Annotated in this window: 10 protein-coding genes and 2 pseudogenes; 2 read left to right on the top strand and 10 right to left on the bottom strand. The window is 71.9% G+C overall.

From position 1 onward, the window contains the following. Positions 1 to 27: 27 nt before the first annotated feature. The 9 genes from MicB006_RS15475 to MicB006_RS15515 all read right to left on the bottom strand — a co-directional run bounded on the left by MicB006_RS15475 (position 28) and on the right by MicB006_RS15515 (position 22801). Complete coding sequence (locus MicB006_RS15475) at positions 28 to 2976, bottom strand: type I polyketide synthase (RefSeq protein WP_116507016.1); 2949 nt, start codon at positions 2974 to 2976, stop codon at positions 28 to 30. Beyond that, positions 2973 to 6440 (bottom strand): non-ribosomal peptide synthetase, encoded by a 3468-nt coding sequence (locus tag MicB006_RS15480; RefSeq protein ID WP_152037843.1) that lies wholly within the window; start codon positions 6438 to 6440, stop codon positions 2973 to 2975. Before MicB006_RS15480 ends, MicB006_RS15475 begins: the two co-directional genes overlap by 4 nt. Next, positions 6437 to 7654, bottom strand: a complete 1218-nt coding sequence (locus MicB006_RS15485) for an MFS transporter (RefSeq protein WP_116507019.1) — start codon at positions 7652 to 7654, stop codon at positions 6437 to 6439. The genes MicB006_RS15480 and MicB006_RS15485 overlap by 4 nt, the downstream gene beginning before the upstream one ends. Continuing rightward, positions 7651 to 11793 carry a type I polyketide synthase gene (locus tag MicB006_RS15490; protein WP_116507021.1) on the bottom strand — a complete coding sequence of 1381 codons (4143 nt, stop codon included), beginning with the start codon at positions 11791 to 11793 and terminating at the stop codon, positions 7651 to 7653. Before MicB006_RS15490 ends, MicB006_RS15485 begins: the two co-directional genes overlap by 4 nt. A 42-nt stretch (positions 11794 to 11835) precedes the next feature. Further along, complete coding sequence (locus tag MicB006_RS15495) at positions 11836 to 13020, bottom strand: acyl-CoA dehydrogenase family protein (RefSeq protein ID WP_116507023.1); 1185 nt, start codon at positions 13018 to 13020, stop codon at positions 11836 to 11838. Beyond that, positions 13017 to 13193, bottom strand: a complete 177-nt coding sequence (locus MicB006_RS15500; RefSeq protein ID WP_116511457.1) for an MbtH family NRPS accessory protein — start codon at positions 13191 to 13193, stop codon at positions 13017 to 13019. The genes MicB006_RS15495 and MicB006_RS15500 overlap by 4 nt, the downstream gene beginning before the upstream one ends. Positions 13194 to 13198: 5 nt before the next feature. Continuing rightward, a complete protein-coding gene (locus tag MicB006_RS15505; RefSeq protein WP_116507025.1) occupies positions 13199 to 16939 on the bottom strand; it encodes a non-ribosomal peptide synthetase in 3741 nt (1246 codons plus the stop codon). Then, the gene (locus MicB006_RS15510; RefSeq protein ID WP_116507026.1) at positions 16936 to 19908 is read right to left on the bottom strand and encodes a non-ribosomal peptide synthetase; all 2973 of its coding nucleotides are present in this window, start codon (positions 19906 to 19908) and stop codon (positions 16936 to 16938) included. The genes MicB006_RS15505 and MicB006_RS15510 overlap by 4 nt, the downstream gene beginning before the upstream one ends. Positions 19909 to 20323: 415 nt before the next feature. Further along, positions 20324 to 22801: an ATP-dependent Clp protease ATP-binding subunit gene (locus MicB006_RS15515; protein WP_116507028.1), complete on the bottom strand. Its 2478-nt coding sequence runs from the start codon at positions 22799 to 22801 to the stop codon at positions 20324 to 20326. Positions 22802 to 23400: 599 nt separating this feature from the next. On the opposite strand from MicB006_RS15515, the gene MicB006_RS15520 reads away from it, so the two are divergent. Further along, positions 23401 to 24057 (top strand): DUF1345 domain-containing protein, encoded by a 657-nt coding sequence (locus MicB006_RS15520; protein WP_225980774.1) that lies wholly within the window; start codon positions 23401 to 23403, stop codon positions 24055 to 24057. A 175-nt stretch (positions 24058 to 24232) separates the two neighbouring features. Here MicB006_RS15520 and MicB006_RS15525 read toward each other — a convergent pair. Next, positions 24233 to 24811 (bottom strand): annotated as a pseudogene (locus MicB006_RS15525) (transposase); the annotation flags it as partial. A 99-nt stretch (positions 24812 to 24910) separates the two neighbouring features. On the opposite strand from MicB006_RS15525, the pseudogene MicB006_RS15530 reads away from it, so the two are divergent. Next, positions 24911 to 25800 (top strand): annotated as a pseudogene (locus MicB006_RS15530) (IS5 family transposase); the annotation flags it as partial. Positions 25801 to 25819 lie beyond the last annotated feature (19 nt).

Below are 25819 nucleotides of genomic sequence, written 5' to 3' on the forward strand. Positions count from 1 at the left end.
GCCCGCTGAGAATCGTCGCGCGCGCCGTCACGGCTCGCCCGCTCCGCGGGCGCGAGCCGACCGCACTGCTTCCGCCACCGCGGCGACGGTGGCCATAGCGGTGAGCGCCGTCATGTCCAGGCGTACGTCGTACCGACGTTGGACGCGGTTGATCATCCGGATGAACAGCAGTGACTCCCCGCCCAGCTCGAAGAAGTCGGCGTCCGCGGTCACCTTCCCGGCGCCGAGCAGCTCGCGCCACAGGGCGAGCACCTCGGTAATCACCTCGTCCGGAGCGAGTACCGCACCGGCGGGCGCGGCCGTCGGTTCACGGGCCGGTTCGGGCCGCGGGAACTCCCGCCCAGGAACCGGCGTGGGCGCCGCCAGCCAGTGCCGCTGCGGGGCGAACGGATAGCCGGGCAACCACACCCTGCGTCCCTCCGACGGACCCACGGCGTCCCAGTCCACTCCACCGCCGGCCGCCCAGAGCCGGCCCACGGCGGCCAGGATCTGGTCGTCGTCGGGAAGCGAGCGGAGACCCGGCTGGATCGCGGCCATCGGCAGCTCCCGGGCCTCCGGGATCCGGCGGGCCGCGCCGCTGAGTGCGGTGCCCGGCCCCACCTCCACGAGAACCGTGTCCGGGGAGTCGACCGCCCGGCGGACCGCGTCCGCGAAGCGCACCGGCGCGAGGACCTGGCGGGCCCAGTAACCGCCGTCCCGACCCTGCCCGGACGGCAGGAGAGTTCCGCCGACGGTCTCCACCACCGCGATCCGGCGGCCCCTGGTCGGGGTGTCGGCCGCCGCCCGGGCCAGCTCGTCCATGACGGGAGTCATCAGCCGGCTGTGGAACGCACGCTGCGCCGGCAGCCGGCGGAAGGCAACGCCCGCCGCCATCAGCCGATCCTCCAAGGACAGCACGGGCGCGGGCCCCCCGGAGACGACGATCACGTCGGGGCCGTTGACCGCGGCCACGTCCAGGTCCAGGTCGACCATCAACTCGCGGACGGTCGGCTCGGAGGTCAGGGCCGTGACCATCGCGCCTTCCTCCGTCGCCTGCATGAGGGCACCACGCCGGGCCACCAGGCGCAGCGTGTCGAGGAATCCCATCTCCCGAGCCACAGCGGCGGCGGTGTACTCGCCGACGGAGTGCCCCACCAGCGCCGCCGGACGCAGGCCCCAGGACATCAGCAGCCGGGCGACGGCGTACCCGTGCAGGACCAGGGCCGGTTGAGCGAGGTCGGTGCGGTGGATGTCGGCGCCGGCTCCCGGATTCAGCAGCAGGTCACGCAGGTCGACGCCGAGCACCGGGAGCAGTGCCTCCGCACCCCGGTCGACATCCGCCCGGAATCCGGGCCACCGGGCGTAGGCCCCGGCGGCCATGCCGGTGCGCTCAGCCCCCTGCCCGGGGAAGAGAAAGACCAGCTGGGGCCGGCGGGCCGCCGGTGGACCCGACCTGCCGGCGGTGAGCTGCTTGGCTGCCTCCGCCGTCGTCCGGGCGGCCACTGTGTGCCGGTGCCGGAAGTGGCGCCGGTGCGCCTGCAGGGTACGGGCGACGTCGCGCAGCGCCAGGTCCGGATGCGCCTGGAGGTGCTGGGCGAGTCGCTGCCGGGCCTCGTCCAGCGCCGTGGCGCTACGCGCCGACACCGGCAGAAGCACCGGCACCTCCTCATCGGTGCGAGAGCGATCCGGCGCGGGCGCCGCCTCCAGGACGATGTGCGCGTTCGTACCGCCCAGGCCGAACGAACTCACCGCGGCCCGGCGGGGTCGATCCGCCGCGGACGGCCACGGCCGGGCCGTCCGGTCGAGGACGAAGACGCTGGACGGGTCGTCGAGCCCGTGTCCGGCGGCGGTCAGCCCGGCCAGCGGCGGGATCCGCCCGGTACGCAGCGCGAGGACCGCCTTGATCAGGCCAGCCACGCCCGCGGCCGCGTCCAGGTGGCCGATGTTCGCCTTGACCGAGCCGAGGGAGCAGGACCCCGCTTCCACGCCGTGCTCCTTGAACACCTCGGTCAACGCGGCGAGTTCGATCGCGTCACCCGTCTCGGTGGCGGTGCCGTGCGCTTCGACGTAGTCGATGGTCGCGGCGCTGACCCCGGCGTTCTGGTAGGCCCGCCGGAGCACGTCGACCTGGCCGGCCACCCCCGGAGCGGTGTAACCGACCTTCACACCGCCGTCGTTGTTCACGGCGGATCCCCGGACGACGGCGTACACCTCGTCACCGTCGCGTCGCGCGTCGGTGGGCCGCTTGAGCACCACGACGCCCACGCCGTTGCCGGGAACCGTGCCGCCGGCGGCGGCGTCGAAGGGCCGGCAGGTTCCCTGCGCGGAGAGAATGCCACCTGCCTCGTACAGGTAGCCGGCCCGCTGCGGAACAGCGACACAGGCGCCACCGGCAAGCGCCACGTCCGCGTCCCCGGCGCGCAGGCTCTGACAGGCCAGGTGTACCGCCACCAGCGAGGTCGAGCAGGCGGTCTGCACTGTCACGGCGGGACCGCCGAGGTCGAGCCGGTACGCCACCTTTGCCGCGAGATGGTCCTTCTCATTGCCCAGAACCACCGCGAGCAGGCCCTGCGCGGCGACGACGTCGGTGGCGGGCAGCACCTGGTTGAGCAGGTAGTAGTTGAGGCCGGCGCCGGCGAAGAGCGCCACCCGGCCGAACGGTCGGTCCGTGGCCAGCCCGGCGCTCTCGAGAGCCTCCCAGCACGTCTGCATGAGCAGTCGGTGCTGAGGGTCCATCAGTTCGGCCTCCCGGGCGGGTATGCCAAAGAACTCCGCGTCGAAGCAGTCGACGTCGGCGATGATCCCCCGGGCCGGCACGTACGCGGGATCGTCGCGCTGTTCGGTCTGCACCGCAGCCTCGGCGAGGTCTGCCGGGGTCAGCCGCGTGACACAGTCCCGGCCCGCCTCGATGTTGTCCCAGTACCGCCAGACGTCGGCGGCGGCGGGAAACCGGCCAGCCAGGCCAACGACGGCGATGTCCGTGGTCGGCCCGGTCATCCTGCCCTCCCTTCCGCCGCCCGCAGGTGTTCGGCGAGTGCCCGTACGGTCGGGAACCGGTAGAGATCGGTCATCGGGAGCGCACGCCCCGGCAGCCGCTCCCGCAGCTGGTTGCGGACGAGCGCGAGTTGCAGCGAGTCCCCACCGACATCGAAGAACGCCTCGTCGGAGTCGAAGTCGTCGGTGCCCAGCACGGTGGACCACGCCTCGCCGACCAGCTCCTCGTACCGTGCCAGGGGATCGGGGTCGGCGCTGCTCGGCACCGCCGGTGTCGCGTCCGTGTCGGTCGCCGACGGCGCCGGGGCCGGACCGGCGGGCGGCCGGGCGGCAAGGGCGCCGAGGTCCACCTTGCCGTTGCGGGTGAGGGGGAAGGCGTCCAGCCGCAGCCAGCGCTGCGGGCGGGCCTGCGGCATCAACTCCTGCTCGACCCACTCGCGCAGCGCCGCCAGGTCGCCGTTCCCTCCCTCAGTGATCACCGCGGCGGTCAGCCGGGTCCGTCCGTGGTCGTCGCTGACGAAGAGCGCCGCGTCGGAGACACCGGGCTGGCGCCTGATCAGATTCTCCACCTCGTCGAGCGCCACTCGGTGTCCGGAGATCTTGACCTGCCGGTCGTTGCGACCCAGGTAGCGCAGCAGGCCTGAGGTGTCCCAGCGCACCAGGTCACCAGTGCGGTAGCACCGCTCCCCGTCACAGGCCACGAACGCCTCGGCGGTGCGCTCCGGGTCCGCCAGATAGCCGTCGGCCAGGCCCGACCCGGAAACGCACAGCTCGCCCACCCCGCCGGGTGGGACCGGAGCTCCCGCGTCGTCGCGTACCCATAGGCTGGTGCCCGCGATCGGCCGGCCAATCGGCAGGTCGGGTTCCGCCCGGTCGGGCGTGTCGACGTGGTGGACGGTCGTGAACGTGGTGTTCTCGGTCGGCCCGTACCCGTTGCTGACCCGCAGGCCGGGGCACCTCAGGAGCACCTGGCCTACCCGGGCGCCGGACACCACTCCACCACCGGTGAACAGCTGCCGGAGGGTACGGAACGCCTCCGGACGGTGCTCGGCGACGAGGTGGAAGAGCCCGGAGGTCAACCAGGCGTGAGTGACCGGTGTCGCCGCCAGGAACTCCGCCAGCGCGCCCGGTGACGGTTCGCGCGCCGGAAACACCTCCACGGCGTCGCCGCGGACCAGGGGAACGAGAAGCTCCAGCGTGGACGCGTCGAAGGCCAGCGGCGCGAGGCGTAGCATCCGAGGCCGCTCCACGGGTGCGAAGAGATCCGCGTCGCGCGCGAGCCGAAGCACCCCGCGGTGCGGTACCACCACCCCCTTGGGAAGACCGGTGGACCCCGAGGTGAACGAGACGTAGACCGGCCGCGACGGATCCGGGGCGGCGGCCGGTACCTCGTGGCCCGCCGGCCGGGCCGGGGCGCTCAGGTCGACGGGTGGACAACGATCCGTGGCAGGCCAGCCGGCCGTGTCCGCTCTGCCGATCCGCACCCGGGCCTTCACGGCGGAGACAACCTGCTCCCGGCCCCGCGGCGCCTGCGCCGCCTCCACCGCCACGTAGCTCGCACCCAACCGGAGCACTGCGAGGACCGCGACCGCCTCCGCGGCCGAGCGGGGAAGGTCGACGACGACCCGTTCACCGGCTCGGACCCCGTGCTCGTGCAGCAGGACCGATTGAGCTACCGCGTGTTCGTGCAGCTGCCCGTAGGTCAGCTCGACGCCGGAGTCGGAGTCCCGGACCGCCGCCGCGTCGGGGTGAGCCCGGGCCCGGCGCTCGAATGCCTGCCACACGTCGTCGTTGACCCGCACCGGCGCTCCGCCGCCCCACCGAGGCAGCAGCTCGTGCTGCTCCGGGGAAATGGTCCGCACCCGGCCCAGGGGCTCCCCCGTCGACCGCACCACCTCGGCCAGTCCGGCCCGGAACGACTCGACCAGGTCGGCCGCCTCGGTCGGTCCCAGCGCGGCGGTGGCGTACTCCAGCGCCAGGCGGGGCCGCTGCTGCCAGCTCTGCAGGTACAGCATGGCGTCGAAGGCGGCGCCGCGGCAGTGTCCCTCCCGCACGGTCGCCTGGTGTCCGGAGACGGTCACCGTGGCCGGCACCAGCTCGTGGTGGGCGGCGAACCCGACCTGCGTCAGCGGGCTGCGCGCCGGATCAGGTGCCACGCCGAGGTCCGTCAGCAGCCGCTCGAAGGGCACCTCGGCGTCCGCGCCGGCCTCGCGCAGCGCGGCGGCGAAGGTCCGTACGTGCTCCGTGACCGACGCGGCGTCGTCGATCCGGGCCCGCACCGGCACCACCCGGGTGGCCAGCCCGACGACCCGGGCCAGCTCGGCGGTCGACCGGCCGGCGAACGGCATGGCGAGCAGCAGGTCGCGCTGGCCGGCGCGGCGCGACACGACCAGCGCCCAGGTGGCGGCGACCACGGTGGTGACGGTCGCCCCGCATCGGCGGGCCACCCCCTCGACCGCCTCCGCGACGGACGGGTCGAGGGTGAAGGTCAACCGGGATCCCGACCCGTCCGGCTGCCCGGGGCGGGCGCGATCAGTGGGCAGCGTGAGGGTGCTCGGCGCGTCCGCGAGACGCCGGACGAGCCGATCCGACGCCCGGCGCAGCTCCCCCGTCACTGTCACGGCGTGCAGTCGCTCACCGATCAGGTCCGCCTGGCCACCGGCCGACCGGACGCTGCCGGGCCCGTCGCTGAGCGCCACGGCCAGCTCGCGCCAAAGCAGGCCGATGCTCCACCCGTCCACGAGGACGTGGTGCACGAGCAGGGTCAGCAGGCTGCGGCGGCCGGCCCGGGTCAGCACGAACACCGCCGGTGGGCGGACGTACGGCTGGAGCAGGTCGGGGCTCGCGGTGGCCAACTGCTCGTGCACAGTGCGCCACGGCGCCTCGTCCTGGTCCGGCAACGCCTGCCGCAGCAGCCGGGGCCGGTGGGTTGCCGGGAGCACGACGCGGGCCGACTCGCCGCTCTCGACGACGAACAAGGTGCGCAGCGACTCGTGTCGTGCCACCAGCGCGTCGACCGCCTCACTGACGCGCTGCTCGTCGAGCTCCGCGGGACAGTCGAGGCTGAACAGCAGGTGGTAGGCCCGATCCGCGCCGGCCAGGTGCGCGGCGAGCATGGCGCGCTGCCCCGGCAGCAGGGGCCGGGTCGCCGTCGGCGCGTCGACCGGGGCGGCGGTTGGCACCGGCTGCACCGCCTCCGCGTCCCGCAGCACGGCACCAAGCGCCTCGGTCCCCAGTAGTCGGGCGATGTCCACCCGGCGTCGCAGCTCCCGTTCGCCGAGCGCGAGCAGTTCGATGGCGTTCAGCGACGTGGCGCCGAGCCCGACGAAGGAGTCCCGGTCGATCCGGTCCCGCAGGTGCGCGGCGTCGACGCCCAGCAACTCCGCCACGACGGGCAACCAGTCGTCGGGGCCACCGCTGGCGGCGGGACGATCACCGGACCGCGGGACGAGGAGCTCCGCACTCACGCGGCCGCCGCCTGCAGTTCCGCCCGCCGCAGCGCCGGGGCTGACATCCACCTGCGGATCGGCACGATGGCCACGAGCGACGTGAGGGCGCACAGCACGAAGATCACCCTGGTGTCGAGGAGGCCGCCTGCCACACCGCCGAGCGCCGCGCCGAGCGGGGTCGCGCCGTAGGACATCATCCGGGAGGCCCCGGCGATCTGGCCGCGTTCGTGCCCGGGGACGGTGCGCTGGCGCACCGACATCGCCTGTACGGACCACATGCCCCCGAACACACTGCCCAGCGCCATGACCAGGCCGAGCCAGACCCCCTGGCTGACCACCAGCGGAGCCGCGAACACCGTCGCCCACCCGACCCGGGTCAGCCACAGCAGATGCTCCTGGCCGACGAGACGCTCGAAACGGGCGGTCAGCAGGGATCCCAGCGCGGCACCGACGCCGATCATCCCGATGACGAGCCCGTACGTGCCGGGGCTCATGCCGAGCGGTCCGGGGGCGATGGCGTAGAGAACGAAGACGGTGTGGAAGGCGGCGTTGGCCAGGGTGGTCAAGGCGCCGACGCCGACCATCGTGCCGAGCACCGGTCGACGGGCGATCGTGCGGAGCCCGTGCAGGAACTGCACCGGCTGACGCTCGCCCGGCTCCTGCCGCACCCGGTACGGAGTGCTGATCCGGCCGAGCAGCAGGGCGGCGACGAGGCAGGCGGCCCCGGCCGCCCAGGCGGGCGCCTCGATCGCCACTCCGACCAGCACACCGGCGAACAGCGGACCGGCGAACTGGTAGGAGATCCGGGTCGACACGGAGATGGCACCGTTGGCCCGGGTCAGGTCCTCGGGAGGCACCATCTCCGGGATGAGCGTCTCGGCTGCGGTGTCCACTACGGTCTGCACGGTCGCCACCGCGAAGACGATCAGCACCAACAGCAGGGCGACCGGCACGTCCAAGGTCAACAGCGCGGCCAGCAGCAGCATCAGCAGGCCGCGGGTGACGTTGGCGACGGTGATCGCACGCCGGCGGTCCACCGAGTCGACCAGGATGCCGGCCGGGATCGCCAGCACCAGCCACGGCAGGGTGGAGGCGACCGTGATCGCACCCACCACCATCGGCGAGCGGGAGACCTGCGAGGCGATGATGACCGCCGCGACGGAGAACACGCCGTTGGCGGCGTCGGAGAGGCCGGTGGCGGCAAGCAGCCGGCGGAAGGATGGGCTGATCATGAGTGGAAGTCCTCCGTCTCGAGCCGTTCCCGAACCGCGCCGAGGCGCTCCACGCCGCGGAGCACCCGGTCGGCGGGCAGCCCGAAGTCAATGAGGGCGGCAACCTCGTCAACGCCCATCCGTCCGAAGTCCAGCAGGCGCTGTGCCACGACCTCCGGCGTGCCCAGAAGGGACCTGCTGGCGTAGAAGGCACGGTACGAGCGGCGGACGATCGCCTGCCGGTCCCGTTCCGAGGCGTTCTGCAGATCGAGTTCCTCCTCCGGCATCGCCCGGCTGAGGCTGCTCAACAGCTCCGTGTGGCTGCGGAGGTAGTCGAGGAAGGGCGACTCGCAGGTGGCGCGAACGTCTTCGTGTGGCTCACCCACGTACGAGTGGACCATCAACGTGACCCGGCCCGCTTCGGGGTCGTGGCCGTGCTCCGCCCGGGCCCGGCGGTATATGGCGATCTTCGCCGTCAGCTGCTCGGGAGTGAGCGCCAGCAGCGCGGTCAGCAGGTTGGCGCCGACCTCACCGGCGAGCTGGAACGATTCGTCGCTCGCCGACGCGGTCAGCCAGACCGGAAGCTCGGCCTGGACCCGGGCCGGGTACGGCCGCACGCTGACCCGGTCACCGGCCCCCGCCTCCACGTCGTCCAGGCTGCCGCCCCGCCACAAATGGCGGATCAGCTCGACGTCCCGGCGGAAGGTCTGCCGCCGATCGGCGAAGCGGTGCGGCGCCAGCACGAAGTCCAGCGGGTGGAAGCCGGCCGCGAAGGAGAGGCCGACCCGCCCACCGGAAAGGCGGTCCACCACGCTCCAGTCCTCGACCAGCCGCAACGGGTGGTGCAGGGGCAGCACGACACTTCCGGCGCGCAGCCCGATGCGGGTGGTGGCGGTGGCCAGCGCGGCGTTGAGCACGGCGGGGTTCGGGTACAGGCCGCCGAACTTGTGGAAGTGGCGTTCGGGGCTCCAGACCGCCTCGAAGCCCAGCCGGTCGGCGAGCCGGACGGCGTCCAGCACCAGCCCGTAACCATCTCCCGAGTCGTCCTGCTGGGAAGAGAAGAAGTAGATGCTGGTACTGGGCACTCCCGGCCGCCGGGCAGCAGCCACGTTGCTCGCCGCTACGGGCGACTGGACGACTGGACGCGTCGCGACGGCGGGTGTTACCGGCGGCGGTGCCGGTGCCGGTGCCGCGCCCGGGGCGGCCTCCACGAACGCGGCGAGCGCACCGAAGGTCGGCTCGTCGAACAGCTGGTCCAGCTCGACCTCCACACCTAGACCGTCGCGGATGCGGCCGCGCAGCCGCAGCGCGGCGAGGGAGTGCCCGCCGAGTTCGAAGAAGTCGTCCTCCGGAGCCACACGATCGACGCCGAGCACGTCCTTCCACAGCTGCTCAAGAGTGCCGGTGACGTCACCGGCCGACGTGCCGGTGGTGACCGACGGGGCGGCTGTCATGACTGGTTGCTTCATCCCCTCGTCCTCAGTCGTGGTGTACGTGCCAGCCGGCACGGCCACCGGTTCGGCCACCGTCGGCGACCGCTCGGGATCGAGCCAGTGGCGGGTACGGTCGAAGGCGTACGTCGGCAGCGGCGCCCGGCGGCGCCGCTCGGCGTACGCCGGATCCCAGGCCCCGCCGACACCGACGGACCACAGCTGCCCCACGACAGTGAGCAGCGCTCGGTGATCGTCGCCGGCGGCGTCCCCGCTGACGCCCCAGACCCGGGCCTGCTCTGGTGCCGGCAGGTGCTCCCGGATGAGCACCTGCAACGCGCGTCCCGGCCCCACCTCGAGCCATGCCGTCGGGGCGAGCGAGTCGCGCACCCCCGTCACGGCAGCGCTGAAGTCGACGGTGTGGCGCAACTGGCGGCCCCAGTACTCGGGGCTGACCGCCTCCCGGTCGGTGAGAGGCCGGCCGGTAACGGTGGACTGGACGGGTAGCCGCGGCGGCCGCAGCGTGAACCCGCTCAGGAACCGGGTGAAGCGGTCGGCGGCGTCCTGCATGGCGCGGGAGTGGAAGGCGTGCGAGGTGGACAGCCGACGGCTCAACAGACCCCGCTCCCGCAGCACACCGGCCAGCTGGTCGAGGTCCGGCGCCGGCCCGGATACGACGGTCACGGTGGGCGAGTTGCGCGCCGCGATGTCGACGTTCGCCGGCAGCAGCGGGGCGACCGTGTCCACCGGCGCGAAGACCGACAGCATCGCCCCAGGTGCGGCCTGTTGCATCAGCCGGCCTCGCTCGACGACCGCGGCGAGTGCGTCGTCCAGCTCGAAGACACCGGCCAGGCAGGCCGCGACCAGCTCACCGACACTGTGCCCGAGCATGGCGGAGGGTACGACGCCCCGACGGAGCAGGCTGTGCGCGGCGGCGAGCTCGGTGACGAACAGGGCAGGCTGGGCCACTCGGGTCTGGGCCAGTGTGGCCGCGTCGAGCGGGTCCTCGCTGTGCAGCAGCGCGGGCAGGTCGAGGCCGGACAGAGCGGCGACGCGTCGGGCCGCATCGTCGAAAACGGCCCGGTACACCGGGTCGGCTCGATGACTCGCCCGGAACATGCCAGGGCGTTGGGCGCCCTGGCCGGGGAACGCGAAGACCACGGTCGCGCCGTCCTCGACCTTGCGGACGGCGGCCTGGGGCAGCCGGGTCGCCGCCGCCGCAGCGGTGTCGGCGACCAGCGCCGCGCGCCAGGAGAGGGGCGTACGGCCCACCCGCAACGTGTGCGCGACGTCGGCCAACGCCGGGGGCTTCTCGGCTGCGAGGGCCGTCCCCAGCGCACGCAGACCGGCCTCGGCGGCCGCCTGGGACCGGGCCGAGACGAGCAGCAGCTCCGGGCCGTCTGCCGCCTCCGCCGATGGCACCTGCGGCGCTTCCTCGAGGACGACGTGGGCGTTGGTGCCGCCGATGCCGAAGGAGCTGACGCCCGCGCGGCGGACGCCGTCGACCTCGGGCCACGGGACGGCCTCGGTCGGCACGAAGAACGGGGAGTCCCCCAGGTGCAGGAGCTCGTTCGGGCTCTTGAAGTGGGCGACCGGCGGGATGGTCCGGTGCCTCAGCGCAAGCACCGTCTTGACCAGGCCGAGCACACCGGCCGCGACGTCGAGATGACCGACGATCGACTTGAGCGCGGTCAGCGCGATCCCTGGTCGGTCCGGCGCCGCCGAGCCGAAGACCTCGCAGAGCGCGGCGACCTCGATGGGGTCGCCCAGCCTGGTGCCGGTGCCGTGGGTCTCGATCACCCCGACCGTCTCCGGCGGGATCCCGCCCACGGCCAGCGCGTCAGCCACCACGGCGGCCTGGCCGCTGGCACCGGGGGCGGTGAAGCCAGCCTTGCGCGCCCCGTCGTTGTTCACCGCCGAGCCCACGATCACCGCGTGCACGGTGTCGCCGTCACGGACCGCGTCGTCGTACCGCTTGAGGACCACCACGCCCACGCCGTCGCCGGCCACCGTGCCCTCGGCCGCAGCGTCGAAGACGCGGCAGTGGCCGTCCGGGGAGAGGATGCTGCCCGGCTCGTGGACGTATCCGCGGCGGGACGGGGGCGCGACGGAGGCGCCACCGGCCAGGGCGAGGTCGGACTCGTAGGACAGCAGGGACTGCACCGCCATGTGGACCGCGACCAGGGAGGTCGAGCAGGCCGTCTGGACAGTGACGCCCGGGCCCTGCAGGTTCAGCTTGTACGCCACCCGCGTAGCGGCATAGTCCTTGTCCGCACCGATCACCAGTTGCAGGCCACCAGCGTTCGTCACGGCCCGTTCGTTGGGCAGGACGTTGTCCAGCATGTACAGGTTCATGCCGGTGCCCAGGTACACCCCGGTCCGGTTCGGGTCGGACCCCACCGGCGGGTGGCCCGCCTGCTCCAGGGCCGCCCACGCGCATTCGAGCAGTATCCGCTGCTGAGGATCGATCAACGCGCTCTCACTCGGCGAATAGCCGAACAGGGCACCGTCGAAGCGGTCCACGTCCGTCAGCACGCCGCGGGCCGGGACGAACCGTGGATCCAGCGCCCGTTCCGCCGGGACGCCCTGCGCGACGAGTTCGTCGACGTCGAAGAAGGAGATGCTTTCCGTGCCGGTCCTGATGTTCTCCCAGAACCGGTCGAGGTCCGCTCCGGCGCCGGGTACCCGCACCGCCATACCGATGATGGCAATCCTGCCGCTCTCCGTCATGTCACCTCCCCACGCCCGGACGGCGCCTCACGCCCGACCGGCTCATCCACGTCCGTCCAACTCGTCCACGAGGTCCCCGTCGGGCATCAGGGCCAGCGTGCCGTTGGCCAACCTGATCCGGTCGCTGCTGATCATGACCCGGGCGGAGGTGACGTCCCGCAGATGACGGCTGAGGCTGAACCTGCTCGACTCGGCTTCGCGGTAGGCGTCCACCCCGATCAGCTCGATCGCGTCCACCACTGCGGTGAACGCGAGCTCGGCCACCGCGAGGCGCACGTTGTTCGCCCGGCGCGGCATCCCCGCCGGATGGACGCCGGCCACGGCCGCGGCGTCGTACTCGTTGGCGAACGCCCTGATCTGCGCGCGCGACTGGTCCAGCGACTGGGCGATCCGACCGAGCCGGACGGTCTTCGCGGCGAGCAGATCGCTCGCACCGCCCGACGCCCGGCGGCGTAGGAAGCGGCGGGCCCGGTCGGCCGCGGCCGACGCGATGCCCCACCAGCACCCGGCCCAGCCGAGATGGGTCAGCGGAGTCATCACCTGCGCGCCGGTCACCGCGAACGGCTCGGCGAGCACCATGTCCGCCCGGCTGGACACCGTCGCCCGGCACCCGCCGCTGGCGGTGCCGCGCATGCCCATCGCGTTCCACGGCACCGGATTGGCGATGTCGATGCCGGCCCGATCGGCCACCACCAGCACCTGGTCCGAGAGCGGGGCGGCCGCGTCGCGGCGCGCCACCACCAACGCGGCGTCCGCCACCGCCAGATATGAGGAGACCGACACCTCCTTGACGACGGTGAGGCCGCCGTCGGGCGAACGGTCGCAGAAGGCGTTGCCCTGCCGGGGATCGGCCGCACCGCGTTCGGACATGAGGCTCGCAATCAACGGCTGGGCCTGCCACGTGCCAGCGACGAACTTGGTCAGCTCGTCGGTGGCGGTGGGCTGCCGGGCGATGCTCAGCAGCTGTCCCTGATGCATCGCCCAGATCATCCCGGTCGAGGCGCACGCCCCGCCCAGCGCGGACGACACGGCGGCGATCTCGCGTGCGGTCCACCACCTGCCGCCGTCCCCGGGGCCCGGAGCGAGCAGCCGTTCCTCGCGTAGCGCACCGATCGCGGCGTCCGGCGTCCGACCTTCCTGGTCGACGGTGTCCGCCTCGGCGGCCGCAACCTTGGCCGCGCGACGGACCCGCGCCGCCAGCGTCTCCTGCGGGGTGGGCGCGTTCATCCGCGGCGCCCCGCGACCTGCTCAACGTACTCGACGCACTCGGCACGGGTCGCTGGCCCGTGGCGCGGCGTCCAACCGTGCGGCGGCGGCAGCTCGGCCGGCCAGAGGGAACATTGACGAGCCTGATTGATCAGCACAATGAGGTCCCTCTCGGACTCGAATGGATTTCGCATCACCGTCACCGGCCCGTGCTTTCCGCCAGGGACCGCAGCCGTGCCGTGAGCCGCGGCCCGGAGGCCCGCAGCGGCTCCCGGTCGAACATCCGCAGGTGCGCCACGTCGGTCGGGACGATCTCGACGGGTCCGCCGAATCGTGCCGCCCAGGCGCTGGACAGCGCGTCCGCCCCGGCGTCGGCAGCGGTGAAGTAGAGCAACCCGGCCGGGTGCTCCGGGACGTTCGGCGACAGGGGCGCGACGGCGTCGTAGAGGACGACCAGGGGTACGTCCCGCCCGGCCCCACGCAGGCGCTGCGCGATCTCGTCCGCCAGCAGTCCGCCGAGGGACCAGCCGAGCAGGATGCACGGTCCGACCGGCACCAGGTCCTCGATCTCCTCCAGGTACCGCTCGACCAACTGCTCGACGGGCTGGCCCTGCGTACCCGCGGCCAGCTCCGCCGACTGCAGGCCGTAGACCGGGAACTCCAGCGGGATGTGCCGCAGCAGGCCCGCGTAGCACCAGCCAAGCCCGGTGCGGGGCGGCAGGCAGATGATCGGCGCCGCCATCCCGGTGGTTCGCAGCGGCAGCACCGTCTCCGCCTCCTTCGGGGCGTCCGCGGAGGCCAACCGCTCGGCGAGGGCGGCCGGGGTGGGCGCGGCGAAGATGTCGGCGACGGACAGATTGACCTGGAAGATGTCCTGGAGGCGAAGCACCAGTTGGACCGCCAGCAGCGAGTTGCCGCCCAGCTCGAAGAAGCTTGCCGAACCGCTGACGTCGGGCTGGTCGAGCAGGTCCACGAAGAGGTTGCAGAGCAGTCCCTCCTCGGGGGACGCTGGAACATCCGCCACCGCGGCACGCTGCGCCGGCTCCGGTTCCAGGTCCAGGGCGGCCCTGCGGTCGATCTTCCCGCTCATCGACACCGGAAGCGCGTCGGTGAAGGTGATCACTGCGGGAATCATGTACTCCGGCAGGTGATCGGCGAGGTACCGGCGCAGCTCACCGGCCTCCGGTGGCACCGGCGGCGCGGCGGCCAGCCGGGCGACGAGCTGGGGCACGCCGGACCGATCCCGGACCCCGACGACAGCCTCGTCCACACCCGGATGGCTACGCAGCCGGAACTCGATTTCGGCCAGTTCGACCCGGAACCCGCGGATCTTCACCTGCGAGTCGGCTCGACCCTCGAACAGCAGATGCCCCGCCGGTGACCACCGGCCGAGGTCGCCGGTGCGGTACATCCGGTCACCGGGCCGGCCGTACGGGTCGGCGACGAACCGCTCCGCCGTCTGACCGGGTCGGGCGTGGTACCACTGCGCGAGCTGCGGGCCGGCGAGGTACACGTCGCCCACGATGCCGAGGGGGCACAGATGCAGGCCGGCGTCGAGGACGTAGACGACGTTGTCGCCGAACGGCGCACCGACGTCGGCGGACGGGAAGTCCGGCCCACCGCCGGCCCGGCCCCGGTGGTGGGCGGCGGTCACGTACACGGTGGCCTCGGTCGGGCCGTAGAAGTTCCAGAACTCGATGCCCTGGTCGAGAAGCTGCCGGCCGAGGTCCTTCGGCATGCTCTCGCCGCCGAGCATGAGCCGCACTCGCGTGGTGAGCCGCACCCCGGCGCCGAGCAGGTTCTTCCAAACCGTCGGCGTGCCGCCCGCCAGGGTCACACAGGGCTCCTCGGTGAGGGACTGCTGCACCGCCGCCGCGTCTGCCGCGCTGCCCGACTGGAGGCGCACCGACGCCCCGGCGAGCAACGGCACGAGGTACTCCAGGAGGGAGATGTCGAACGAGAACGTGGTGACCGCGAGTACCACGTCCTCTGGCGTAGGGCGGACCAGCTCGAGGGCGGCGCCGCAGAAGCCGGCCAACGCCGACCGCTGGATGGTCACTCCCTTGGGCGTCCCGGTGGAGCCCGAGGTGTACATGATGTATGCGGCGAGGTCGTCCGGCGGCGCCGGCCGGTCCGGCCCGTCCGGGCCCGCGCTGATGTCCCGGTACGAGGCGCGGGCGAGTCCGGGTGCGAGGGCGGCGCCCCGGTCGGCCGCCCGGTCGTCGACCAGCAGCAGCGCCGCCTCGGTCTCGCGCAGCATGTGCGCCAGTCGCGAGTCCGGTTGCCGCTGGTCCAGCGGCAGCAGCACCCCGTTGGCCTTCCAGATGCCCAGCACCGTCGCGACCAGCTCGGGTGAGCGGTCCATCAGGACGCCGACGACGCTGCCCGGGCGTACGCCCGCGGCGAGGAGACCGGCGGCCATCCGGTCGGACTGCGCGTCGAGCTGGTGGTAGGTCATCGTCCCGTGGCGGCCGGACAACGCCTGGGCGTCGGGCTGCTTCTCGACCTGCCGCGCGAAGGTCGCCAGCACGTCCTCCGGTCCGACGCCGTCGGGACGCGTGTATCCAGCGGGGGCGGAGAAGCGCAGCAGGTCGTCGCGTTCAGCGTCGGCCACGAGCGGCAGCCGCCGGACCGGCAGCCCGGGCTCGCGGGCGGCCGCCGCCAGGACCGTGGAGAGGTGTCCGACCATGCGGCGCACGGTTGTCCGGTCGAACAGGTCCGAGTTGTACTGCAGGCGCAGGCGGAGCCCGTCCTCGAGGGCGGCGAAGTCGGCGGTCAGGTCGTAGCGGGCGCCCTGCAACTCGATGTTGACCTTCTCGGCCCGCAGGCCGTGCAGTTCCAGCGGCTGGTCCGGCAGGTTGTTGACGCTGACCGAGACCTGGAAGATGGGCGACACGTTCGGCCGGCGGGTCACGTTCAGTCCCTGGACGACCTGCTCGAATGGCAGGTCCTGGTGACTGAGTGCGCGCAGTACCCGGGTGCGGGTGCGCTTGAGCAGGTCGGCGACGGTGTCCTCGGGCTCGACGGTCAGCCGTAGCGGGATCATGTTCAGGAACAGCCCGATCATCGGCTCGAACTCCGGGCGGGTCCGGCCGGCGACCGGGCTGCCGATGACGATGTCGCGCTGGCCGGTGTACCGCTGCAGCACCACCGCCACCATCGAGGTCAGCACCATGTACGGCGTCGTCCGGGTGGTCGAGGCCAGGTGCCGCACCTGGTCGAGCACCGGACGTGGCAGGCTGACGTGGAGGATCTCCCCCGCCATCGTCTGCTTTTCCGGGCGAGGACGGTCGGTCGGCAGGTCGAGAACGTCCGGCGCGCCGTCCAGGTAGCCTCGCCAGAACTCGAGTTCCTGCTCAGCCCGGCCCTCGGTGATGTCGGCGCGCTGCCAGCGCGCGAAGTCCGGGTACTGCATGCGCAGCTCTGGCAGGGCGGCGGGGACGCCGCCGACGCGGCTGTTGTACACGGCGGCCAGTTCCTGGCGCAGGTTGATCAGTGACCAGCCGTCGACGACGATGTGGTGCGCCAGGATGAGCAGCGTGTGCACCGTCGGCTCCCAGCGGATGAGGTAGCACCGCAGCGGCAGCTCCGACGCGAGGTCGAAGGGACGGGCTGCTTCCGCGCGCGCGAACCGCTGCACCAGGGCCTCACGGTCGGGTCCGGGCACCTCCGGGTGGGCCAGCCGGACCAGCGTGAGGTGGGCCGTCGGCTCTACCCACTGCCGGGGGTTGCCGTCTCCCGAGTCGCGGCGGAACCGGGTGCGCAGGGCGTCGTGCCGGGCCAGGACGACCTGGAAGGCGCCGTCGAGGGCATCCGCGTCGAGCTCGCCGACGAGGGTGGTGGCGTCCTGGTTCACATATCCGGTGTTGCCCGGCACGAGCTGCTCGAGGAACCAGAGCCGTTGCTGTCCGAAGGACAGCGGGGCTTCCTGCTGAGTCATGACGCCTCTCTCGAGTCGGCGGGTGCCGGGGACGGTGCTGCCGGGTGGTCCCCGCCGCCAGCCCGGCGAGCGCGGCCGGCGGCCATCTGGCGGATGGCGTCGCGGCGGCGCAGGGCCCGGTCGTCGGCGGGTGCGGCGGCCGGGCTTTCGGCGGTCCGGGTCCGGGTCAGGTACGCGGCGCAGGCCTCGATGGTCCCGAACCGGAAGAGGTCGGTCACGGTCACGTCCAGGCCCTCGACCGCCATCCGGGATTGCAGACTCATGAGCGCGAAGCTGTGGCCGCCGACGTCGAAGAAGTTGTCTCGTACGTCGAAGTCCTGGCGGCCGAGGACCTCCGCCCAGAGTGCCCGCAGTCGGCGTTGCAGCGGACCGGCGACCGGCTCGGGCGACGCGGGCCGGGCGGCGGCCACGGGCCGGGTACAGAACTTGGCCAGCAGCGACACGCGGTCGACCTTCCCGTGCGCGGTCAGCGGGATCTCGTCGACCGCCACGATCCGGGTGGGCACCATGTAGGCCGGCAACACCCGGCGCAGCCGGTGGGTCAGGCGAGCGGGGTCGACACCGTCGGTGACGGTGACGAAGCCGACGAGGTCGGCCCCGTCGAGGAGCACGACGGCCGCGCGGACATCCGAATCGCGCAGGAGGGCGTGCTCGACCTCCGCGCACTCCACCCGGTGTCCGCGGACCTGGACCTGGCCGTCCTCCCGTCCCAGGTAGAGCAGCTCGCCGTCCGCGCCCCAACGGCACAGGTCACCGGTGCGGTAGACGATGCCGCCGGCCTCGTAGGGGTCCGGCGCGAACCGTTCCGCGGTCAGCTCCGGATTGCCGAGGTATCCGGCTGCCACCAGCGGACCGCCGATCCACAGCTCTCCAGGTACGAGCAGACCTGCGGGCCGGCCGGAGTCGTCCAGGACGTGGCAGCGGCCGGATGGCAAGGGCCGGCCGACGTCGCCGTCGGCGACCGCCGCGAGTTCGGGAACAGTGGCGTGCCGCGCGGTGACGTGGACGGTGCCCTCGGTGATGCCGTACATGTTGACGAAGCGAGCGGTGCTCTCCGGCGCCCTCGACATCAGGTCTGCCAGCCGGGGCCAGCTCAGCGCCTCTCCCCCGGTGACCACGTAACGTAACCCGGCGAGTTGCGGCGACGGACCGTCTAGCAGGGCGGGCAACAGCCGGTAGAGCGCGCCGGGCGTCTGGCTGAGGACGGTGACCCGCTCGGTCGCGACCAGGGCGGCGAGGCGGGCGGGGTCGACCAGGTCCGCGCGCTCGGCGAGCACGACCCGGCCGCCGTACGCCAACGCCCCCCACACCTCCCAGACGGAGAAGTCGAAGGAGAACGAGTGGGCGCACAGCCAGACGTCCTCGGCGGTGACGTGCAGCCCGCCCGGGCTGGCCGCGAACAGCAGGTCCACGCTCGACCGGCGCACCATCACGCCCTTGGGCACCCCGGTGGAACCGGAGGTGTAGATGACGTACGCGAGGTCCGTGCGGCGGTCCCGGCCGGCGGTGTCCAACGGGTCTGCGGGGTCGAGTCCCTCGCCGGCGACGTCCACCAACCGGACGGGCCGGCCCTGGACGGCGTCGGCAAGTACGTCCCGCGTCGCCGGTTCTACGAACACCAGTGCGACGCGGGAGTCATCGACGATCAGGCGTAGGCGCTCGCGGGGGTAGTTCGAGTCCAGGGGCAGATAGGCGGCACCCACCTGCCAGACGGCCAGGATCGCGGCCACCACCGTTGGTGATCGTTCGAAGCCGACGCCGACCAGGTCACCCGGGCCAGCGTTATGCCGGCGCAGCAGGTCGGCCAGTCGGCTCGCCTCGGCGTTCAACTCCCCGTACGTGACGTCCGCGCCCCGGTACCGGATCGCGACCGCCTCCGGCCGCCGCCGGGCGTGGTCGGCGAACCGTTCCAGCAGCGGTGTCGGTGGATCGGCCGGCAGCGGTGCGTCGGGGTGCCCGAGAGCGAGAAGTCGCCGAGCCTCGGCGTCGTCGGTGAGGCCGGGCGGATTCCCTTCGCCGTCGCCCTCGGCCAGTTGCCGGAGCAGGTTCAGGAAGTGACGCAGCAGTACCTCGGCTGTGTGTGGGCGGAACAGCTGCGTGCTGTACTCCAGTCGGACGAAGGGGCGCGCACCCGACAGGTCGACGGTCAGCCCAAGGTCGAACTTTGCCGCCTCGACCTCCACGTCGATCTCCTCGACGGCCAGCCCGAGCAGGTCGGGCAGGTCGACGCGGAAGTTCTGCAGCGTGAACGACGCCTGGAACAGTGGGGAGCGGCTGCGGTCGCGGGCCGGCGCCAGCTCCCGGACGATGCGTTCGAACGGCACGTCCTGGTGTGCGAACCCGTTCAGGGTGGTCTGCCGCACCCGGCGCAGCAGAGTGGGCAGATCGGGCCGGTCGCCCAGGTCGATCCGCAACGGCACGGTGTTGACCAGGCACCCGACCGTCTCGTCCTCCCGCTCGTCCAGCCGATTGGCCACCGGCACTCCGACCACCACCTCGGGTTGGCGCCCGTGACGGGTCAGCAACAGCCCGTACGCCGCCAGCAGCACCATGAAGGTGCTGGCGCCGTGCCGGCGGCCGTACTCGCTGATCCGGTCGAGGAGGGCGGGGTCCAGGTCCCGGGTCACCACCGCACCCTCGGCAGTGAGCACCGCCGGCCGGGGGCGGTCCGTCGGCAGGTCCAGGACGGGGGCGTCGGCAAGGTGGTCCCGCCAGTACCCGACGCCGTCGGCGCTACCGGCTTCCCACCGGGTGCGCTGCTCCTGCGCGTGGGTGAACGTGGAGCCGGCCGGGGCGACGGGCAGCGGTTCGAGGGCGACACGGGCGTTATAGCACGCCGCCAGGTCCCGCAGGAGGATTCCCAGGGCCCAACCGTCGCAGGCGATGTGGTGCACCACGATGACGAGCGCGTGCTCCGACCCGGACCAGGAGAGCACGCGGTAGCGGGCGACGGGTCCGGTGGTCAACACGAACGGACGGCGCGCCTACTCCGGCCTGCTCGCCTTCGCGACCTTCACCACCGACGTCGGCGCTGCCTGAGGACGATCACCGGCCGCCTCCAGACGGCCAGCCGGTGATGGCGGCCGGTTGTCAGCGACTGACCGTCACGTCGACCGGTCCGGCGCTCACGGTGCCGTCATTCAGTGGGGTGCAGCGGATGCCGCCCGTGCAGCGCAGCGCCTTCTACGCATTGGGGGCCGATGGCGACGTCCTTCAGGCACAGGGGGTTGGCCGGGCGGTTGTCCCGCAGGCTGACCGGCCTGCGCCGGCGTCGTCGTCAAGCCCTCCCAGCACGGCCGCGGTTTGGATGATCTGCTGCAACAACTCGCCGGGGTGGAGCCCCCGGGACACACCGCGACGGCTCGCCGAGCTGCTCGTCGGGTGTCACGTGCCAGCCGGTACGGCGGCGGGCCGGACCGAGAGGTCGAGCTCGCCGCCGACGACATTGACATCGATGGTGTCGCCCGGATTCGCCCCGTCCTCGAGCAGCAGGGTCGACAGCCGGTCTTCCAACTCGCGCTGGATGCTGCGCCGCAGTGGCCGCGCCCCGTACTCGGGCTGGTAGCCCCGGTTGGCCAGCCACTGCGTGGCGTCCGGGCTGATCTCGAGGTTGATGTTCTGTGCGTGCAACCGACGGCGGGTGCGGTCCAGCAGCAGGCCGGTGATCTCAAGGAGCTGGTCCCGGTCCAGGCCGGTGAAGACGATGATCTCGTCGATCCGGTTGAGGAATTCCGGCCGGAACCGCTGCCCCAGCAGCCCCATCAGTTCCTCGCGCTGGTCGTTGACCGGACGCCCTGCCGCCTGCGCGGCCAGAATGCGGTCCGCGCCGATGTTGCTCGTCATGATCAGGATGGTGTTGCTGAAATCGACCGTGCGACCCTGCGCGTCGGTGAGGCGACCGTCGTCGAGCACCTGCAGCAGCGCGTTGAACACATCCGCATGCGCCTTCTCCACCTCGTCGAAGAGCAGCACCGAGTATGGCCGGCGCCGGACCGCCTCGGTGAGCTGACCGGCCTCCTCGTACCCGACGTAGCCCGGGGGCGCCCCGACCAGCCGGCTGACCGTGTGCTGCTCCTGGAACTCGCTCATGTCGAAGCGGATCATGCTGGACTCGTCGCCGAAGAGCGCCGCGGCGAGGGCTCTGGCCAGTTCAGTCTTGCCGACGCCGGTGGGTCCGAGGAAGAGGAACGACCCGTCGGGTCGCTGGGGGTCACTCAGCCCGGAACGCGATCGGCGTACGGCGGCCGCCACAGCCCGTACGGCCTCGTGCTGGCCGACCACGCGCTCGTGCAGTTGCTCCTCGATGCGCCTCAGCCTCTGCTTCTCCACCTCCGTGAGCTGGGTGACGGGAACACCGGTACGGCGGCTGACCACCTCGGCGATGTCGCTCATATGCACCTCGGGCACCGGAGGCGTGCCCTCCTGCGCCGCCGCCAGGTCCCGCTCGGCCGCACCGATCTCGGCTTTCAGCGCACCCGCGCGTTGATAATCCTCGTTCGCCACCGCGCTGTCCTTCTCCCGGCGCAGCTGGGACAGCCGCTTCTCGATCTCCTTCTTGTCCGGAGCGGGTGTGCGGGAACGAAGCCGGACCCGGGCCCCCGCCTGGTCGAGCAGGTCGATGGCCTTGTCCGGCAGAAACCGGTCGGTGATGTAGCGGTGGGACAGTTCAGCGGCGGCGTCCAGCGCTTCGTCCGTGTAGCGCACCTGATGGTGCGCCTCGTACCGGTCACGTATGCCCTTGAGGATCGCGACGGTGTCCTCCACGCTCGGCTCCGACACCAGGATCGGCTGGAACCGGCGCTCCAGCGCAGGATCCTTCTCGATGTAGCGACGGTACTCGTTCAGTGTCGTCGCACCGACCACGTGCAGTTCGCCGCGGGCCAGGGCGGGCTTGAGCATGTTGCCGGCATCCATCGCCCCCTCGCCACCGCCGCCCGCGCCGACAACGGTGTGCAGTTCGTCGATGAAGAGGATCAGCCCGTCCTCGCCCGACGTCACCTCCTGGATCACGTTCTTCAGGCGCTCTTCGAACTCACCGCGGTACTTGGTGCCCGCCACCATCCCGGACAGGTCGAGTGCGACCACACGCCGGTTGGCCAGGGTTTCGGGCACCTCGTCGTTGACGATGCGCTGCGCGATGCCCTCGACGATCGCCGTCTTGCCGACGCCCGGCTCGCCGGTGAGCACCGGATTGTTCTTCGTACGCCGGGAGAGCACTTCGATCGTGTCGTCGATCTCGTCATCACGGCCGACGACCGGATCGAGCCGACCGGCCCGGGCGTCCTCGGTGAGGTCCCGCCCGTACTGGTCAAGGGTGGGGGTGCTGCTGGCCCCGCGCCCGTCGGCACCGCCCGCCGGCGGCGTGGGCCCGGTGACGGCCCCACCGAGCGCCCGCAACGCCCGGCCCGCGGTCGTCTCCGGGTTCGCGGCGATGCCGAGCAGGAGGTGTTCGGGGCCGATGTACGTCGCGCCGGACCGTCGCGACTCGCGGTGCGCGTCGAGCAGGGCGCGCTTCGCCGCCGGCGCGAGCGGAGGCGTGTCCTCGCGTGGCCTGCCCTTGGGGACGGCCGACTCTATCTGGCGGGCCAGGTCGTCGGGGTCGGCGCCGCTCGCGCCGAGCATCCGGCGGGTGGGGTCGGCCTGGGCGGCGGCCCACAGCAGGTGCTCGACATTGAGGTACGGGCTGCCCCACTCCGTAGCCTGCTCGGCTGCCCGTTGCAGCAGTTGCCGCGACTCGGTGGAGAGCAGCCGGGACAGGTCGACCCGCTCCACCGGACGTCCCGCGAACGGATCTCCCCCGAAGAACCGACTGATCAAGTCGTCCAAGGAGCCGCCAGGGATGCGGAACGCGTCGAGCGACATCTCATACCCTTTCTGCCGGTGGGGTGGGTCCTCGGCACAGGCCCACCTGAACGCTACGCACCTTTCGCCCACAGAGTTGGCCTTATGGGTTTCTGGGGAGGCCAGGGTTTGTACTCGCTGCGGGTGCAGGGCAGCCACTGAGGGTGGTTGTCGCGGAGGTCGCACCGGAGCGTCCCAGGGCTGGGCCCCGTCGGCACCTGCGGCCTGCCCACCATCGGATCGGCGCCTTGACCGGCAGGCCGGGAGGCGCGGGACCCCGGTACCCGCGGACCCTGCGGTCTGCCCTCACGAGCGCTGCGTTGTTACCGGTGGACTTGACCCAGGCGTCCGGCAGGCGTCCGAGTTTGGCCATCGGCGGGGGACCGAATTGCGCTCAGTGTTCCGACAGCACCACGCTCTCCGCCGTCTTGCGCCCCAGACATCTCCGCCGAGTTCGGGCGGCGAAGGCGTGATCGAAAGGCGGCGGTGTACTTGCGGTCGCGGATGAGGAACCCTCCCCGCAGCACACCGGCCACCCCGCCCCACCCTCGATGCGGCCCGATCCGGTGATGGCTCCGGGTTTCCGCTGGCCGGCCCGGTTGATCCGGAACGCTGAACGGGTGGAGCAGCGATCGGGACGTGCGCCGGGACGCCTGCTGTCCGTCAGGCGTGCGCTGTGGTCGTTGGCCGCCGGTGTCGTCGCCGGCACGGCCACCGCGCTCGTCGGGGCGCCGGAGCTGACGCCGCTGGTGGTCTGGACGATCGCGGCGGGCACGATCCTCGTTTGGGTGTGGCGGGCCTGCTGGTCGGCGAGCCCGAAGCGTACCGAGCAGCTTGCCGAGGCGGAGCAGCACTCCCGTTCCACCGACTCGGCGATCCTGATCGCGTCCGTTGCCAGTCTCGCCGCCGTGGCCGAGGCGCTCGTGCGCGCCTCGAACCAGCATGACGCAGTGGCAGTCACGCTGGTGATCCTCAGCGTCATCGCGGTGGCCCTGGCGTGGGCGCTGGTGAACACGGTCTTCGCGTTGAAGTACGCCCGGCTGTGCTACCGCGACGACGGCGGTGGCATCGACTTCAAGCGGGAAGATCCACCGGCGTACGCCGACTTCGCGTACATCGCCTTCACGGTCGGCATGTCCTATGCCCCGGGCGAGAACGAACCGACGAGTAACCACATGCGCCGGATCGCGCTCGGGCACGCACTGCTCTCGTACACCTTCGGAACCGGCATCCTGGCCGTCGCCGTCAACCTGGTCACCAACCTTGGTCAGTCATGACCCACGAGCGTTAGAAGCAGGACTGTCTCGCTACAGATCTTGAAAGGCCAGGTTTGTCCGCTGTGGCTCGGTGTGTCGGCGTGAGCTTCGCCGATGATCGTTGTAGGCCGGGGTGATGAGGTATTCCGATGGAGGTGGGTTGTCCGCGCGGGGGGGGGTGTCCCTATGGGTTTCGTCAAGCGGCGATCGGCGTGGCTGGGCGGGGTTGGTAGGGGATTTTGTCGCGGAGCATGGCGAACAGGACGTCGCAGCGGCGTCGGGCGAGGCAGATAAGGGCGGCGTTGTGGCGCTTGCCCTCGGCTCTTTTGCGGTCGTAGTAGGCGCGGCTGGTGGGGTCGGTCAGGGCGGCGAACGCGGCAAGGAAGAACGCCCGTTTGAGGTTCTTGTTGCCGCCTCGGGGTGGGTGTTCGCCGCGGATGCTGCTGCCGGATCGTCGGGTGACGGGGGCGAGCCCGGCGTAGGCGGCGAGGTGGCCGGGGGTGGCGAAGGCGGTGCCGTCGCCGACTTCGAGCAGGATCCGGGCCGCGGTCCTGACGCCGATGCCGGGCATCGAGGTCAGGACCGGGGCGAGAGGGTGCGCATCAAGCATCCTCTCAACCTCGCCGGCGACCTGGTCGCGTTGCCGCAGGGTGTCGCGGAGGCTGTCAGCCAGGCGAGGCAGGATCGTCTCTGCTGCGCTGGTGCCGGGAACGGTGACGGTCTGCTCGTCGAGGGCGGTCATGATCTGCTCGACTAGGGCGCGTTTCGTAAGTCGCGTTGGCCGGGTGAGGTCACGGCGTGGCGGTGATCGATAACTGAAGAGGTCTCCGGTAAGTGGATTAGCGACCAAGCAAACCTGAATACCGGAGACCTCGTGGCCAGCCTAGCGGCGGCGGCGCGGCATGACCTGAGCGACATCCAGTGGCAGCGCCTGTGCCCGTTGCTGCCTGCGGAGTCGTCGTGGGGAAGGCCGTGCAAGTGGACCAGGCGACAGATCATCGACGGCATACGGTGGCGGGTACGTACCGGTGCGCCATGGCGTGACGTGCCCGCGAACTACGCCCCGTGGCAGACGCTGTATCGGTGGTTCCGCCGGTGGCAGCGTGATGGCACCTGGGCCCGGATCCTGGCCGGGCTGCAAGCTGCCGCCGATGCGGCCGGGCGGATCGACTGGACCGTCAGCGTCGACTCCACGATCAGCCGCGCCCATCAACACGCCGCCGGTGCCCGTCGTGACGGCGACCAGCAGAAAGAACCACCGGGCGGGATCTACGCCGAGCCCGCCGATCATGCGCTGGGCCGTTCGCGGGGCGGGTGGACCACCAAGACTCACCTAGCCTGCGAACAGGGCCGCGAGGTTCTGGCCACCGTCGTCACGGCCGGGCACCGCGGTGACAGCCCGCAGTTCACCACAGTCCTCGACCGCATCCGAGTTACCCGCTGCGGTCCCGGCCGGCCCCGGACTCGACCGCAGCAGGTTCTGGCGGACCGGGCCTACACGTCCAGGCCAACCGTGCCTATCTGCGCCGCCGGGGAATCAGGGCCTGTATCCCGAGCAAGACCGACCAAGACGCCCATCGCCGGGCCAAAGGCTCCCGCGGCGGCCGGCCACCCGTCTTCAACCCGGAGACCTACCGCCAACGCCACGCCGTGGAGTGCGGCATCAACCAGCTCAAACAACACCGCGCCATGGCCACCCGCTACGACAAACTCGCCGTGCGCTACGAAGCCACCCTGACCATCGCCGCCATTAACCAGTACCTCCGAGCCTTTGAAACACGGG

Source organism: Micromonospora sp. B006, assembly GCF_003408515.1.
Lineage (GTDB): Bacteria > Actinomycetota > Actinomycetes > Mycobacteriales > Micromonosporaceae > Micromonospora > Micromonospora echinospora_A.